Raw genomic sequence first — 16,489 nt, 5'->3', positions numbered from 1 at the left:
TAATATGTATGAAAAAACGAGGCTTGGGCATATGCTCAAACCTCGTTTTTATTATGCTTCTAGCAGAATCGTTGTTGGTCCAATATTCGTTAATTGAACATCCATCATCGCTCCAAAAATACCTGTTTCAACATGCATACCTAAGCGGCGAAGCGTGTCGTTGAATTCTTGCCATAGAGGTTCTGCAATTTCTGGGCGTGCAGCTTCTGTAAAGCTCGGACGATTCCCCTTTTTCGTGTTGGCATAGAGCGTGAACTGTGAAATAGATAGAATCGCACCTTGTTCATCAACAATGGAACGATTCATCTTCTCCTCTTCATCTTCCCAGATGCGTAATTTCACAATTTTATTCGCCAATGCCTCTACTTGTTCTTTTGTATCACTTGCTGTAATGCCAACAAGTAATACGTATCCACGATTAATCTGTCCAACAATTTGACCGTCTACTGTCACTGAAGCTTGTTTTGCTTTTTGTAATACAACCTTCAACTGTTAACAGCTCCCTACTTAATTATTCACACGTTGTACCGAATAAATATCTTGAATCGACTTGATTCGGTCAACTACTTTTAACATATGATGAATATCACGAATTTGTAACGTTAAATGAATCGTCGCCATCTTATCACGATTTGCACGTGCATTCACTGCAAGAATGGATGTTTTTGTTTCAGATACAACTGCCATTACTTCAGCAATAAAGCCTGGACGATCATAACCTGTTACTTCAATATCCACCGAATATAATTTAGAGTCTTGTTGTAATGCCTGACTCCACTCTACTTCTATTAAGCGGTCCTGTTCATCTGCTGTCGCAACATTTGGACAATCTGCTCGGTGAACCGATACGCCACGTCCTTTTGTAATAAAACCAACGATTTCATCACCTGGTACGGGACGACAACAACGCGATAGACGAATTAATAGATTATCCAAACCTTTGACAACAACACCCGTTTCAGTTGGCTTCGTATCTTTTGGCGTGTTCATCTCTTTCGTGATTTTTTCCATCTGTTCTTCATGGTCACGCTGTTTACGGATTTTTTCTGCTAGGCGATTAACAACTTGTTGTGCTGTCATACCATTAAAACCAACTGCTGCAACTAAGTCTTCTTCTGTCGCATAGTTCAATTTTTCACAAACACGTTTGAAGTTTTCTGACGTTAGTACCTCTTTTGGATCGAAGCCTTGTGCCTTAATCTCTTCTTCAATTAGGCGCTGTCCTTTTTCTGCATGATCTTCACGCGACTGCTTTTTAAAGAACTGCTTAATTTTATGTTTTGCTTGTGAAGATTGGGCAATTTTCAGCCAATCATGCGATGGACCGAATGACTGTTTTGACGTCATAATCTCGACGATATCACCTGTGTGTAGTGGCGTGTCTAAAGGTACCATCTTACCGTTTACTTTCGCACCAATCGTCTTGTTACCGATTTCAGAATGGACACGATACGCAAAGTCAATTGGTACAGAGCCGGCTGGTAATTCTAATACATCGCCTTTTGGTGAGAATACATAGACCATGTCAGAGAATAAATCGAATTTTAATGATTCCATAAATTCTTCCGCATCCGATGATTCATTTTGGAATTCTAAAATCTCACGGAACCATGATAATTTACTATCAATATTTTGTTGTTCCGGCTGTACACTTTTTCCTTCTTTATAAGCCCAGTGCGCTGCTACCCCGTATTCAGCGATATTGTGCATCTCAACCGTACGAATTTGAATTTCAAGTGGATCGCCGTATGGGCCAATCACTGTCGTATGTAATGATTGGTATAGATTTTGTTTTGGCATCGCAATATAATCTTTAAAACGTCCTGGCATCGGCTTCCATAATGTATGCACAATCCCAAGTGCTGCATAACAATCCTTAATACTCTCTACAATAATACGAACAGCTAATAAATCATAAATTTCGTTAAACTGCTTATTTTGCATCTCCATTTTACGATAAATGCTATAGATATGTTTTGGTCGACCTGAAAGTTCCGCTTCAATACGAATATCATCTAATTGATCGCCAATTTCCTCCATTACTGAATTTAAGTATTGTTCACGTTCAACACGTTTACGCTTCATTAAATTCACAATACGATAATATTGCTGTGGGTTCAGATAGCGAAGTGCTGTATCTTCTAGCTCCCACTTAATTGTCGAAATCCCTAAACGATGTGCAAGCGGTGCGAAAATTTCAAGTGTTTCTTTTGAAATGCGGCGCTGTTTTTCAATCGGTAGATGTTTCAACGTACGCATATTGTGCAAACGGTCAGCTAATTTAATTAAGATGACACGAATATCTTGCGCCATCGCTACAAACATTTTGCGATGGTTCTCTGCTTGCTGTTCTTTTTTTGATTTATATTTAATTTTCCCTAGCTTTGTTACACCGTCCACTAACATCGCTACTTCTTCACCAAAATGCTCCACTAAATCTTCTCGCGTATAATTCGTATCTTCTACAACATCATGTAAAAAACCAGCCGAGACAGTTTCAGGATCCATTTGAAGCTCTGCTAATATACCTGCAACTTGTATAGGATGAAGAATATACGGCTCTCCTGAACTGCGGAATTGCTCTCTATGTGCTTCCTCCGCTAAATCATATGCTCTTTTTACAAATGCCACATGTTCTTCGTTCATATAAGAGGTAAGCGTTTCAAAAACCTCTTCCACTGTCATCACTCGATCTTTCGCCATGTTCAGCTCACCCTATTTCATAAATTTACCGATTAAGATATAAGAATAATTGTATAAAATAACTACCTATCTTGTAAAGGTTAAGTACATGAATTTCCTTGCTCCTTCACCGAATAGTGAAAAACCCGTTCAAAAAGTCGAAACTCTTTGAACGGATTTTTTTAAAAGACGTAAATATTAGTATTCCATAAGAGAAAAAATGTCATATCCTGTGATTTTTTCGCGTCCTTTTAATTCTGTTAATTCGATTAAGAATGCACAACCGACAACTTCGCCACCTAATTGTTCAATTAGTTTGATTGAAGCTTCTACTGTACCGCCTGTCGCAAGTAAATCGTCAACGATTAATACTTTTTGACCTGGTTTTACAGCATCACTATGCATTGTTAATGTATTTGTACCATATTCCAAGTCATACTCTTGTGAAATCACTTCACGTGGCAACTTACCTGGTTTACGAACAGGAGCAAAGCCAATTTCTAAAGCATAGGCAACCGGGCAACCTGTAATGAAACCGCGCGCTTCAGGGCCTACGATTAGTTCAGCACCCATTTTTTTCGCATAATCAACAATTTGGTCTGTCGCATATTTGTAAGCTGGGCCATTATCCATAATTGTTGTAATATCTTTGAATGAAATGCCTTCTTTTGGCCAGTTTTCAACAACTGTTACGTATTTTTTTAAATCCATGGTTTCCTTATTCCTCCTCAGAAACTGATTGTTCTTGTCTACACAAGTCTAACCAATCTCTTAAATCCATATATTGGGCGTACAAGAGTTTTTGTTCTAAAGCTACTTGTTCCTTGCGTTCCTTATAGATTGTTGCAGACTCGATTGCACGCTTATCTGGATTATCTATAATTTTCGCAAGTCCATTCTCTATTGTAACAAATTTCAGCTCAAAAAACACCTGTGTCATGAAAATCAACATCGCACGACTCCAACCTTTATGTTTAGCTAAATCATTTAGATGTTGACGTAAATGAAATTCACGACGTTTTTTCAAAAAACTATAGTACCAGATGAATTGTTCACGTGTTGGCATCCCTTCAAACAGGTGTGAATTCGCTACATGAAAATGCGCATACACACGCATCGGTTGAACCGTTTGTAAAATATGCTTCACTTGTTGTTCATGCTTTGGTAAATCTAAAAAGACAATATATGACGTATACGTAGATAATTCTTCTTCCTCGTCATAAAGCGCAATTTCTTTTGGAATAAGTGTTGTAAAATAGTCGACTGTTTCACGCTTGAACGCGATAAATGTTGTTTCTTCAATCGGCATTTTTTGAAGCCATTTTGAGATTTTATTACCACCACGCAAGTCAAATAATTGCCAATCATCTGTGTGTACATCTGAGATTAATAACTGCGCTTTTTTATGATTATTCCACTCATTAATTTGCAAATCGCCCGCAAATGATAGCTCAATTCCTTTTGTTAATTCATCTGCTAAATACCCCTTATGAAAACCAATTGCATCCAGTGTATGTTTACCATCGCCAAGCTCCATCTTCACATGGTCTTCATTCGCACCAATTTTACGCATGGATTGGATCGACGTTTTCGGAATACCGTACATTGGTTTTGTAAATCCAACACCATACGGAGCAAGTGTGCGAACTGCCTCAATCGCTGAAACATCAATTTCTGACACATCGACAGGAACATCAATTTCTAAAATCGGAATCAAGTCTTCTTCTGTTAGACAGACCATTGCCTGCTCATGAAGTCGTTCACGTAATTCATCAACATCTTCCATCGCAAGTGTCATACCTGCTGCCATCGGATGTCCGCCAAACGCAGGAAGGATATCGCGATTTTTGTCGAGTTCTAGATACATATTAAATCCTTCAATACTACGTGCTGAACCTTTCGCAATTCCTTTTTCTAGATCAATACCAAGCACAATCGTTGGCTTGTAATAGCGCTCGACTAAACGAGAAGCGACAATTCCTACTACCCCCGGATTCCATCCTTCTTCTGCGACAATGAGGACACGTGAGTCACGAATTTCATCGATATTTTCAACCATATCAATCGCTTGTTTCGTCATATCTGCCACAATATCTTTTCGCTCTTTATTTTTCTCATCGAGCAATGTCGCCATTTGCATCGCAGTGTCGGCATCTTGCGTCATTAAAAAGTCGACTGCTTCTGTGGCATCGCCTAATCGACCAATCGCATTTAGGCGAGGACCGAATGAAAAACCGAGCGTTTCCTCTGTAATTTCTTCAAGTGCAACATCTGATACCTTCGCTAATGCTTGTAGCGATACGTGCTGTGTGCGCTGTAAATGTTCTAACCCACGCTTCACTAAATAGCGATTCTCATCATGCAGTGGTACTAAATCGGCTACTGTACCAATCGCTACAAACTCCACTAAATGCTCTGGGAATCGTCCAAGTAAGGCATGCGCTAGTTTGAACGCGACACCAACACCTGCTAACTCACCAAATGGATACTGCCCTTCTGGAATACGCGGATGAATGATGACATCTGCTTCTGGTAAAGTTCCTGCTGGTTCATGGTGATCTGTCACAATAACATCTAACCCTAGTTCTTTTGCAACAGCAATCGGACCATTCCCCGCAATCCCATTGTCGACTGTGATGATGAGTTGAATACCATCTTCTGCCGCCTGTCTAAATAATCGCTCTGAAGGCCCATAACCGTCGATAAAACGGTTCGGAATCACATGTGTAACATTTGCCCCTAACTCGACTAGAGCGCTCTTTAACACCGTCGCACTCGTAATACCATCACTATCGTAATCGGCATATACGAGAATCGACTGTTGTTGCTCAATAGCTTGTCGAATACGTTCTACTGCCTCTTTCATACCATGCATTAGAAAAGGATCGTGTACTACTTGTTCATCCATATGTAAAAAAGCTTGTGCTTCCTCGACTGTTTGAAAGCCGCGTGCCACTAAAATTTTGGCCGCAAGTGTCGGTAACTGTAAAGCTTGTTGAAATAACGTCACTAATTGTTCATCTGGCTGTTGAATGCGCCATCTTTTATTTGTCATATTCTCACTTCCTCATCTACTCATTATAACGAAAGTCATGGACGAATAGATACCATTTGATATAAAAAGAGCGCATCTTTTCCGAAGAATCGATGCGCTACGATTATGTAAATAGATGTAAATACCAATTGAAAATGGCCTCACCATGAAAGTAAACGATTAATGTTGCCACCGCAATCGATGGTCCAAACGGAATCGTCTTACCGAATCCACGTCGTAAAATGATGGAGACGATGAGACCAATAAGTGCTGCAAAGAATAAAGATAAGAATGTTAGTTTAAGCCCTAAAACTAATCCCAGCACAAAATACAGCTTAATATCGCCACCACCCATACCGCCTTTTGAAAGAATGGATAGTAACAATAATAAACTAAAACCAAATACAGCACCTAAGATAGCATCCCACCACGGTTGTAATGGTGAAATGATGCGCATGATGGCAATTAAAGTACCAAAAATTAATAATACGCGGTCTTGAATAATCGTATAGAGTAAATCAGATACGGTAATAATCGCTAATAATGAAATCAGTAATAGTGCTACAACCAGTTCTTTTGAAAACCCAAGTTGCGCATAAGCATACGCAAAGAGAACACCCGTTAATGCTTCAATAATGACGTGAAAAGGTCCATATGTTGCACCGCATGTACGACACTTCCCACGTAAAAAGAGATAGCTAAAAACAGGTACTAAATCACGCGCAGTAAGAGGTGTCTGACAGCTTTCACAGTGCGACCCTGGTCGAACAATCGACTCCCCTTTTGGCCAGCGCATACCAACTACATTAAAAAACGAACCACATACTAACCCGATTAAAGCGAATACGATTGTGTAATACAGTTCCAAACTTCATCACCTACTATTTCTGATCTTTTGCATAAAATGTCGTAATCTGTACGTTTGCTTGTACAGGGTATTCAGCAGGTGTATCTTCTGAATTGGTTGCTGGATCCGTTGTTTGCTGTTCGACAGCCGCTTCTGGATTCGCAATCTCATAATCAACCGAGTCAATCTTCATTAAACGCGGATAGCGCTCGATATTTTGTAAAAATTGACGCACATCTGCTATATCTTCACCCGATACAGTGAACGACACAGTAATTAACTCCATGTTACCAAGAATTTCTCCATTGGCAAGGTCAGATGTTGGTGTTTCTGTCTTCGTTTCGTCTGTTTCCTCTTTTTTCGCCTCATCTTCTACTTGTTTTTCAGCTTCTTCGGTTGTTTTTGTCGGCGTATTTGGATTAGACGTATTTTCTTCATTTGATGCATCACCTTGAAGCGTATCTTTTGCAGAAGCATCGTAGTTATTAAATGCGACACTACTCACTTCTGTTGCTGTTTGTCCTTCAAACTGCTCTAGCATACGAATCAACTGACTAATATCACGATTTTTTGGTACTTTCATACGCAATTCCGCATCGCTTCTTTTTGATGCTTCCGCGTTCTTTTGATCTTGCTGCAATTGAATACGTAAATTCGATGCTTCATCTACTAACTGTACATTTTCAGCTTTTAAAGCATCTCGCTCCGACCATTTTGGTTCTAATATATACGCATAAATACCATAAACAACTGCGCCTACTAGACAGATTGCAAGAAGGATGAGAATGAGTTGCTGTCTGTTTAACTGTTTTTTCATGACTCCTTCTCTCCTTCAATTAATTTGGCTAAGTTTAGATCAAGCGTTAACTGCGCTTTGTGACGCGGTACACTCGTCGCAGCGTTCGGTAATGCTACTGGATTCACTTCAATTGTTGTGACTTTAATATCTGTAAATAACGGATTCGTCTGTAACTGATCGACATAATTTGCGACCTGTGTAAATGTTTCATATTGAATATCGACAGTCGCTTGATTTGCACTAAATGTAAAGTTCAGCTCATATTCATACGGCTGTAAATCTTTTCGAATGGCATCCATGACCGGCGTCACAGGATAGGCAAGACGTTCAATCACTTTTACTGCCGCATCCAATGAATTTTGCTTCTCTTGTTCATAAGCTGCTACTTTTGCTTTTTCATCATCAACAATCGCTTGATTCGCTGCTTTTTCTTGCTCTAATGCTTTAATTTCTTTCGAGATGGATGCATTCCAAATCGCAATACTCGCAATCAAAATTGTCACGACAACTGCTGCTCCCCAAATCCACACTTTCTTACTACCTTCAGCTTTGAATGATGGAAGTAAGTTAATGTTTGGAATGGCTGATAATAATTCATCTTTTAATGCTAAGCCAACTACTTCCGCATTACTCGCATGTAGTGCTGGGAACTGTTCTTTAACGCGACTATCTTCCAATGTATAAATCGGAACATCCATCTGACTCTCTAACATATTTTTTATGTATGTAATTTCAGGACAATCCCCTAGTAATATAACTTGCTCGACATTCTGTTGATCTTTATTAATCGAGAAACGATAGAAGTTCATAATACGATTCATTTCAGCTAAGGCTTCCATTAAATCCATTTGATACTCACTTGTACTTCCCTTATACGTAAATGTTAGATGGTCGCCTTCTTCTGTTGGCTCCCACTGTACTAATTCCGTTTCAATCGTATGATAACGAATGAATTCAAGTACACCCTTATCATAAATCGATAGCGATAATTCATTAATCGATACTGCAACGGTCATCGTAATACGATCCACAAATTCCGGGAAGATTTGTTCTACCATACGCAATGTCGCAAGTGCGCGTGCATCGGCAGCGATTGGCTTTAATCCTGCATCGTATAAAATCCCTTGAATTTTTCGAATCTCGATGCCGTTTGTCGCAAATAATAGTGCCTGTCCTTCTTCTGGTAAATCGACCACGTCAATGACCGGTTCTTCAAATGGCAAATGTACCGACTGCCCAATCTCAAGTTCAAAATATTCTTTAATCGCAGCACCACTTAAATCAAGTGGATAATCGACTTTACGCATCGTTAATGCATTATCAGGCACCGTAAAAATAACCGATTGCCCTTTTAATTTAGATTCTTTTACAATTTGTTTAATTAATTCAAATACACCGACTTCATCAACAATTGCGCCGTCTCGAATCAAGTCTTTTGGTAAGTCTTGCTCAATTAAGATTGCTTTCGTTAAATCTTGCTCATGATATTGAAATAATTGGATTTTATAATCATTATATGTCAACGCAACCTTTTTCTTCGAGCCCAATTTCATCATGATTGCCTCCTACTTTTCTAAATCAAACCAACACTTCGGCACGAAGCCGTCTAAGGACGGCTTCTAAACGAAAGGCTGGTTACTATTTGTTACCCATAGCTTTAGCGATATCAGCCTGTGTTGCTGTAGTTTTTGGTGTATCTTGCTTAAATAGTTCTTGAGAATATTTTTTATTTAAGCCAGAAAGGTTAGCATACGTAATTGTATAAGTTGCACCTGATTTTTCTACTTTATCACTAGTATCTAAAGTTACACCTTCGACATAATCTTTTAATTGATCTGCTGTACATGTTGCTGTTGTACCACTCGCTGTACATGCACCATCGGCAATTGCTGTCTTAGCACCTGCGACAATTGTTGTTGCATCAGATAAGATAGCTTTTGATTTTGAGTTCGAGATGATATTTCCAATTGCTGGGATTGCGATTAACGCGATGATTGCTAGAATAACGATAACAGCTAGTAACTCGATTAACGTTAAACCTTTTTCATTTTTTAATTTCTTATTTAGTAAGTTTCTCAATGAATAAACCTTCTTCCGATAAATTTTACTTTTCAATCATACTATTAAAGGTGAAATAAATTCTTATTCTCCACCCATTGCTTTAGCAATTGCTTTATTTGAAGCAGTTTTAATTCCTGTAGTAGATTCTGTCCCACTTTGTGCTTTAGTTAATATTTTTGTATACTTTTCATTTAATGTTGCAAGAGGAGCGTAAGTAATAGTATAAGTATCTCCTGATTTTACAACTTGATCACCAGTAGTAGTACCATCGTTCATTGGTACTTTTAATCCTTCAACATAATCTTTTAATTGATCTGCTGTACATGTATTTGCTGTACATGCACCGTCTGCAATTGCTGTTTTTGCACCTGCGACAATTGTTGTTGCGTCAGATAAGATGGCTTTTGATTTTGAATTCGAGATGATGTTGCCGATTGCTGGAATAGCGATTAATGCGATGATTGCTAGAATAACGATTACGGCTAGTAGCTCGATTAGCGTTAAACCTTTTTCATTTTTTAATTTCTTATTTAATAAATTTCTCAACGAAATTCCTCCTCTTGCTTTTTTACCCTTGTTGAAAGTACGTTCGTTTGTCATTGTACGTTCACCTCCCTTCAAGGTGATCATTTATTTTAGATTTGTTCGTATAGACTTAACATTGGCATCATAATCGCTGCGACGATGAAGCCGACAATCCCTGCTAATAAAACAATCATTAATGGTTCAATGAGTGACTTTAGGGCATCAACCGTACGGTCCACGTCATCTTCATAAAACTCAGCTACTTTTTCTAACATATAGTCGAGTGAACCTGTCTTCTCACCAATGAGAATCATCTGTGTTACAAGGGGTGGGAATACCCAACTTTTTTCTAATGGTTCTGCGAGTGAACTTCCGCTTTCAAGCGACTTCTTCGCCTCACGCAATACTTTTTCAATAATTGGATTGGCTGAAATTTTCTCCACAATCGTCAGTGCATTTAAAATCGGTACAGAACTACTAAAGAGCGAGGCAAGTGTACGCGTCATGCGCGCAATCGCGGCTTTTTGTAATACAGGTCCGAAAATCGGTGTTTTCAGTAACACATAGTACACACCAAAATAGAATTGCTTGTTATTTTTAAATAGGAAACTGAACACTGCGATGATTGCAATGAGAATTCCTAAAAATAGCCACCAATACGCTTTTAGGGCATCACTCAGTCCGAGTACGAATACAGTAATCGGTGGTAAATCAGCACCAAAGCTCGCAAAGTTCTGTGTAAACTGTGGTACAAGCCATAACAACATGAATGCACCAACACCTAAAATTAAGATAATGAGCATAATCGGATACATCATGGCTGATTGGATTTTCTTTTTTAATTTGAATGTCTTTTCATAACTGCCTGCTAAGCGATCTAACGTATCGTCCATGTTCCCTGTCGCTTCCCCTGCTTTCATCATGTTGACGAATAATGTAGGAAATACTTTCGGGAACTTGACAGCAGACGTTGAAAAGGCAATACCAGCACGAAGGTCGTCTTCTACTGTATAGAGTGCTTTTTTTAATGCCTTACTCTCCGTCTGTGCTGCCAAGATATGAATCGACTCGACAATCGAGACACCTGCACGTATCAAGGTCGCAAACTGACGACAAAAGATAACAAAGTGCTCCATTTTAACTGCATTTCCAATGGTTAAATCCAGATGAAGAATACTGCTCGATTCTTTCACTTCACGCGGACTAATACCTAAATCACGAATCTTCGCGATTGCCTGTGTTTTACTCTCTGCTTCCACTGAGCCCTTCTTTTGTTCACCAAGTTTTGAGCGCCCAGAATATTTATAAACGGTCATCCTAAATCACCTGTACGCATAAACGTCTGCGCTGTTTCGAAGTCGATTTTACGCTCTGTCAGTAATTGTTGAATCGATGTATCAAGCGTATGCATCCCTAGCGAACGCGATGTCTGCATAATATTCGAAATTTGGTGAACTTTATCATTTCGAATTAAGTTCGCAACAGAAGGGGTTTGAACTAACACTTCTGTCGCTGCGATACGCCCTTCCGTATCAATACGACGGAATAGACGTTGCGATACAATTCCTTGTAAGACATTGGCTAATTGAACACGAATCTGTCCTTGTTGATGTGGCGGAAAGACATCAATAATTCGGTCGATTGTTGTCGGTGCACTACTCGTATGAAGCGTCGCCATAACTAAGTGACCTGTTTCAGCAGCTGTAATCGCTGTTGAAATCGTATCCAAATCACGCATCTCTCCGACTAAGATGATATCGGGGTCTTGACGTAATGCGGCTCTTAATCCATTGGCGAAACTTTTCGTATCTGAACCAACTTCACGTTGATTGACAATGGATTTTTGATGACTGTGTAAATATTCGATTGGATCTTCTAATGTAATAATATGTTTCGCTTGATTTTTATTAATAAAATCAATCATGGCAGCAAGTGTTGTCGACTTACCTGAACCTGTTGGACCTGTTACAAGAATAAGTCCTTGTGGCTTTTCGCATAAGCGATATAATACTTGCGGCATATTTAATTGCTCAATCGTCGGAATCGTTGAGTCAATCTTACGTGCAGCAAGCGTCAAACTATTGCGTTGATGATAGGCATTCATACGAAAACGACAGCGGTTTTGAAGTGAGTAGTTGAAGTCGAGTTCACGACGCTCTTCGAATTCCGCCAGTCGAAATTCAGGAATAACAGATTTCACCATACGCTCTAAATCATCTGGCAATAACTTTTCTTCTCCATAAGCTTGTAGTCTTCCATTCACACGAAAAGTAGGTGGAATTCCGACTGTAATATGTAAATCGGATGCATTCATCTCATCAGCTTTCGTTAATAATTCAATCATGTCTTTAGACATCTTTGCACCCTCCTACTTAATCTGTGACGACGCGAATGACTTCTTCAATGGTTGTCAAACCGTTCAATGCTTTTTGTAAGCCATCATGTACGAGTGGCTCATATCCTTTTTTCATCGCATTTTGTAAAATTTCATTTGAAGCGGCACCTACTAAAATGAGTTGTTTCGCTTCTTCATCTAATTCAAATACTTCATGTAGCGCAATTCGACCACGATAGCCTGTATGGTTACATGCTGGACATCCTGCTCCTGCATGCACCTGTGTAGAATGGAAACCATATTTTAATAACACAGCTTGTTCCGTTGCAGTGACATTACGTGTACGACCACAATCTCGGCAAACACGACGTACAAGACGCTGTGCTACAATGCCTTCAAGTGAAGACGTAATCAAATAAGGCTCAATCCCCATATCTTTTAAACGATCAATCGACTCAATTGCACTATTCGTATGCAGCGTACTAAATACTAAGTGACCTGTTAATGAAGCACGTGTCGCCATTTGAGCTGTCTCTGTATCACGAATCTCACCAATCATAATGACATCGGGATCTTGACGTAAGATGGAGCGTAAACCAGCTGCGAATGTTAACCCGACTTCTTCACGCACTTGAATTTGGTTAATACCTTCTAATTGATACTCCACCGGATCTTCAACCGTAATAATATTTAGCGCTTCATCATTCAAATCATTCAATGTTGCCGATAACGTAGATGATTTACCAGAACCTGTTGGACCCGTAATAAGAACGATACCATTCGGCTTACGTATCATACGCTCAAACTTCTGTTGATTCTGTTCCGAGAATTTCAAACCACTAATTGAGATTTGTGCATTCTTCGTATCCAATACACGCATTACAACTTTTTCGCCGTAAATGGTTGGCAATGTCGATAGACGGATATCAATCGCTCGCATTTGCGCTTGAATTTGAATACGCCCATCTTGTGGTAAACGACTCTCCGTAATATTCAAATTCCCCATAATTTTTAAACGGGCAATGACCATATTTTGCATACTTTTCGGTAATGAACGTTCTGTTTTCAACATACCATCTACACGAAAGCGAATGCGGAATTCGTTATCTTGCGGGTCGAAGTGAATATCACTCGCCCCTTGTACAACTGCATCGTTAATGATTTGATTCACAAGTACAACAATCGGTGAATCTTCTGCCACAATGTCAGAATTGTCTTCTTCCGTTGTACCAACTAAATCACTGAGTGCCGCATCCATCGTTGCTTGTAATTCATAGTATTTACTAATCGTTTTATTTAAATCTTGTTTTGTCGCGATACAAGGCTCAATACGGAACCCTGTCAACATACGCAATTCTTCAATCGCAAAGTAATCCATTGGATCTGCCATTGCCACAAATAATTTGTTTTTCTCTTTTCGTAAAGGAACGAGTAAATAACGTTTCGCAATTTCTTTTGGTACTAATTGTATGATTTCCGAATCAATAGGGAACTGCCCCAAGTTCACATGAGGTATTCCTAACTGAAATTCAAGGACTTCGATTAACGTTTGTTCGGTTACGAGCTGCTCCTTAATCAATACATCACCCAGTCGTTCATTCGGTTGTTTGATTGTAAGTGCGTGTTGTAATTGATCTTCCGTTAATACATTCGCTTCGACAAGTAAATCACCTAGTCGCTTTCTTCCTTGTTTCACTGATTGCGCCCACCCTTCTATTTTTCAACGGAATAAATGTAATAGTAATAATCTTCATCTTCTGAATAATCCACAGTCGCATTTTTCAATTCATCTGCTGTTGGCTCATTCGGCGGTGGCGTTGGTGTTACTACATCGTCCTCTGTCGGTACTTCTGTTATATCTTCATTTACTTCAAATGAACCATCCACTGTCAGATTCTGTGTCACTGATTCTTCCACAATCACTTCTTCATTCGACGTTTCAATCACTTCATGGATTGGCGCGTAATAATTATTACTCATTAATGTTCGTTTTGTTTCGCCCTTCTCTGTTCGAATTTGGCGATATACAGAGATTGTTAATCCATCTTTCGCTTGTTGCACAGACTCTGTCACATCTGCTCCTAGCGATTCGTTATAACGATAAATCACACCACTCGGAATCGATTCCTCGTCTGCTGTGTATACTTTTACATCTGCCTTTTTCTCTCCTGCTGCTATGTAAAACTTCACATTCAATGTATTTCCTTCTACTTCTGCACGCATCTTAATCGAAGAATCACGTGACACAATGAACTTTAAATCATACTGCTTAGACGGTTTAATAACAGCTTCCATTCCTGGATTTGTATAGTTTTGCTGTAAAAGTGCTTGATGACGTTCCGCAATTTCAAATCCTGATTGTAATGCATTTTGATAAAGTGCAGATGCCATAATACTCCCTAAACGAATACTCTCTGGCACGCCAACTTGTTGGAAGAATGACAATTCCTGATTTGGCTTCACTAATACACCATTCACATTTTTCGTCATTTGCGTAATCGACTCTACTTCATCTTCCTTCAAATTGATAGAAGCAGATGAGATTTCAATACCTTCTTCAAACGAAAAATCTTTTCGTTCAATTTTTAACGGTCGATTCGGTAAAAGCGCAACTTGTTTCAGCAACTCTTTCATTTGTAAATCCGTTTCGTCCCCTAAAATCGGCTGTAGCTTTTGACGTAAGTTTTCTGTTTCGTTCACTACTAGGTCAACAGACGCACTTGGTGTAGGAGACCAAAAGTCATACCATGGTTTATCAATCTTTTTCAATAAATCATTAACAGATTGCTGTACATCAAAATTAAAATCTTCGCCCGACACCGTCACTTCATTTCGACCAATCTGGATGATAATATCGTTCTTTTGCCACACATCCACAATTTTCTGCGTTTCTTTTCGCATCTCTTTTTGCGACATCCCACTTACATCGACTGGACCAATTTTCGCCTGACTACCACTCGCTTGTACTGATAATGTATGTATGAAAAATAGCGTCATAGTACCTAAAATCGTAAATATGACGATTCTCTTAAATAGACTCATGTTGAATCTCCTTTAAATGCTTTTTATATGGAAAATATAACTAATATTTGCTTTAATAATTATAATATAACTCAAAAAAATGGAAACTTCCATAACTATTAGCATATTTTTAAATTTTTTTGTGACAAAATACGAAAACGAATAGTGTTTTTTGACTATATTTTTATTACACACTATAATAATAAGGATATATTAGGAAACTACATGTTGGGGGAATTAAGATGCCATATAATAATGAAAAAGGATTTTCACTCGTAGAAGTAATGGCTGCTTTTGTACTAATTAGTATCATTTTGATTTCTTTTTTTACACTGTTCTTTAAAGGCAGAGAAACAACGGTCGAGTCGAAGAAGACAATTGACGCTACATACACTGCACAACAAGAGATGGAGTCGATTTATGCAACAACGAAACAAGCTTCTAATGCAAGCATGAAAAACATTTTATCTACATTACAATACCAAATGAAAAGCTGTACAAACCCATCTAAGACGATTTACACAAATAACACAAAATATAAAAATGAAGTGGTCGTTGTGGAAGTATTTAAAAACGCAAAAATTGATACATTACGCAATGTGATGGTGTCGGTATATGACCAGAAAAAAGTGACAGATCCATGCCAATCAAAAGTGAATCCGAAAGCACAGATGGAGAATATTATGAGAGCAGGTGATTAATATGAAAAATGAAAAAGGCTTTACACTTGTCGAAGTATTAGCAGTGATTGTCATTTTGGCGATTGTCGGCTCCATTCTATTCAACTTGCTCACCTCCTCCAACAAAGAATATAAATCACAAGTAGACGATACAACGAATTTGAATGAACTCTCTTTTATTATGAAAGAAATCACACGCGATTTTAGAAAAACAAAAATTGTCGACATTCAAAATAATCAGGTTGTATTTAAAACAAAAGAAAATAATCAAGAAAAAGTCATTGCGACCTACACAAAAACAGGCGATACATTAAGTAAAAACGGCTCACCTTATCAAACGAAGATTCGTTCATTCTGTGTTCAAAGTACGAAAGAACCTTCAAAACGAACACCAGACTGCCTGAGTACATCAAAAACACCGAGTGCACAGGAAGGAATCTATTTAAATATCGAAAATACGAACGGCAAAAGAGTGGAAACGACACTTTATTCTAGAGGAGGATAA

15 protein-coding genes are annotated in these 16,489 nt (G+C 38.7%); 2 read left to right on the top strand and 13 right to left on the bottom strand.

Annotation, left to right across the window (positions count from 1 at the left end; genetic code table 11):
* Positions 1–51 precede the first annotated feature (51 nt).
* From dtd to ASO14_RS05085, 13 genes are all read right to left on the bottom strand, one after another.
* Positions 52–489 (bottom strand): D-aminoacyl-tRNA deacylase, encoded by a 438-nt coding sequence (gene dtd, locus ASO14_RS05145; protein ID WP_068452385.1) that lies wholly within the window; start codon positions 487–489, stop codon positions 52–54.
* A gap of 18 nt (positions 490–507) precedes the next feature.
* Positions 508–2,703 carry a RelA/SpoT family protein gene (locus tag ASO14_RS05140; protein WP_068452382.1) on the bottom strand — a complete coding sequence of 732 codons (2,196 nt, stop codon included), beginning with the start codon at positions 2,701–2,703 and terminating at the stop codon, positions 508–510.
* Positions 2,704–2,880: 177 nt separating this feature from the next.
* Entirely contained in the window at positions 2,881–3,393 is a 513-nt protein-coding gene (locus tag ASO14_RS05135) for an adenine phosphoribosyltransferase (protein WP_068452380.1), read from the bottom strand.
* A gap of 7 nt (positions 3,394–3,400) precedes the next feature.
* Complete coding sequence (gene recJ / locus ASO14_RS05130; protein WP_068452377.1) at positions 3,401–5,737, bottom strand: single-stranded-DNA-specific exonuclease RecJ; 2,337 nt, start codon at positions 5,735–5,737, stop codon at positions 3,401–3,403.
* 103 nt (positions 5,738–5,840) lie between these two features.
* The gene (locus ASO14_RS05125; RefSeq protein ID WP_068452374.1) at positions 5,841–6,584 is read right to left on the bottom strand and encodes a prepilin peptidase; all 744 of its coding nucleotides are present in this window, start codon (positions 6,582–6,584) and stop codon (positions 5,841–5,843) included.
* 13 nt (positions 6,585–6,597) lie between these two features.
* A complete protein-coding gene (locus ASO14_RS05120) occupies positions 6,598–7,380 on the bottom strand; it encodes a hypothetical protein (RefSeq protein ID WP_068452370.1) in 783 nt (260 codons plus the stop codon).
* Positions 7,377–8,915 (bottom strand): pilus assembly protein PilM, encoded by a 1,539-nt coding sequence (pilM, locus tag ASO14_RS05115; protein ID WP_068452367.1) that lies wholly within the window; start codon positions 8,913–8,915, stop codon positions 7,377–7,379. The genes ASO14_RS05120 and pilM overlap by 4 nt, the downstream gene beginning before the upstream one ends.
* An 85-nt stretch (positions 8,916–9,000) precedes the next feature.
* A complete protein-coding gene (locus tag ASO14_RS05110; RefSeq protein ID WP_068452364.1) occupies positions 9,001–9,441 on the bottom strand; it encodes a prepilin-type N-terminal cleavage/methylation domain-containing protein in 441 nt (146 codons plus the stop codon).
* Between the two features lie 63 nt (positions 9,442–9,504).
* The gene (locus tag ASO14_RS05105; RefSeq protein WP_231726982.1) at positions 9,505–9,969 is read right to left on the bottom strand and encodes a prepilin-type N-terminal cleavage/methylation domain-containing protein; all 465 of its coding nucleotides are present in this window, start codon (positions 9,967–9,969) and stop codon (positions 9,505–9,507) included.
* Between the two features lie 89 nt (positions 9,970–10,058).
* Positions 10,059–11,264 (bottom strand): type II secretion system F family protein, encoded by a 1,206-nt coding sequence (locus ASO14_RS05100; RefSeq protein WP_068452359.1) that lies wholly within the window; start codon positions 11,262–11,264, stop codon positions 10,059–10,061.
* Entirely contained in the window at positions 11,261–12,304 is a 1,044-nt protein-coding gene (locus tag ASO14_RS05095) for a type IV pilus twitching motility protein PilT (RefSeq protein WP_068452357.1), read from the bottom strand. The genes ASO14_RS05100 and ASO14_RS05095 overlap by 4 nt, the downstream gene beginning before the upstream one ends.
* A 16-nt stretch (positions 12,305–12,320) precedes the next feature.
* Positions 12,321–13,979, bottom strand: a complete 1,659-nt coding sequence (locus ASO14_RS05090) for a GspE/PulE family protein (RefSeq protein ID WP_068452354.1) — start codon at positions 13,977–13,979, stop codon at positions 12,321–12,323.
* 17 nt (positions 13,980–13,996) lie between these two features.
* A complete protein-coding gene (locus ASO14_RS05085) occupies positions 13,997–15,325 on the bottom strand; it encodes a VanW family protein (protein ID WP_068452349.1) in 1,329 nt (442 codons plus the stop codon).
* Between the two features lie 221 nt (positions 15,326–15,546).
* Here ASO14_RS05085 and ASO14_RS05080 point away from each other — a divergent pair, with 221 nt between their 5' ends.
* Together ASO14_RS05080 and ASO14_RS05075 are read left to right on the top strand one after the other, a co-directional pair.
* On the top strand, positions 15,547–16,005 hold the full coding sequence (locus ASO14_RS05080) for a type IV pilus modification PilV family protein (RefSeq protein WP_068452346.1): 459 nt from the start codon (positions 15,547–15,549) through the stop codon (positions 16,003–16,005).
* A gap of 1 nt (position 16,006) precedes the next feature.
* Positions 16,007–16,489 carry a type II secretion system protein gene (locus tag ASO14_RS05075; protein ID WP_068452343.1) on the top strand — a complete coding sequence of 161 codons (483 nt, stop codon included), beginning with the start codon at positions 16,007–16,009 and terminating at the stop codon, positions 16,487–16,489.

Source organism: Kurthia sp. 11kri321, assembly GCF_001534765.1.
Lineage (GTDB): Bacteria > Bacillota > Bacilli > Bacillales_A > Planococcaceae > Kurthia > Kurthia gibsonii.
This window is presented reverse-complemented; position numbering and strand designations above follow the sequence as displayed.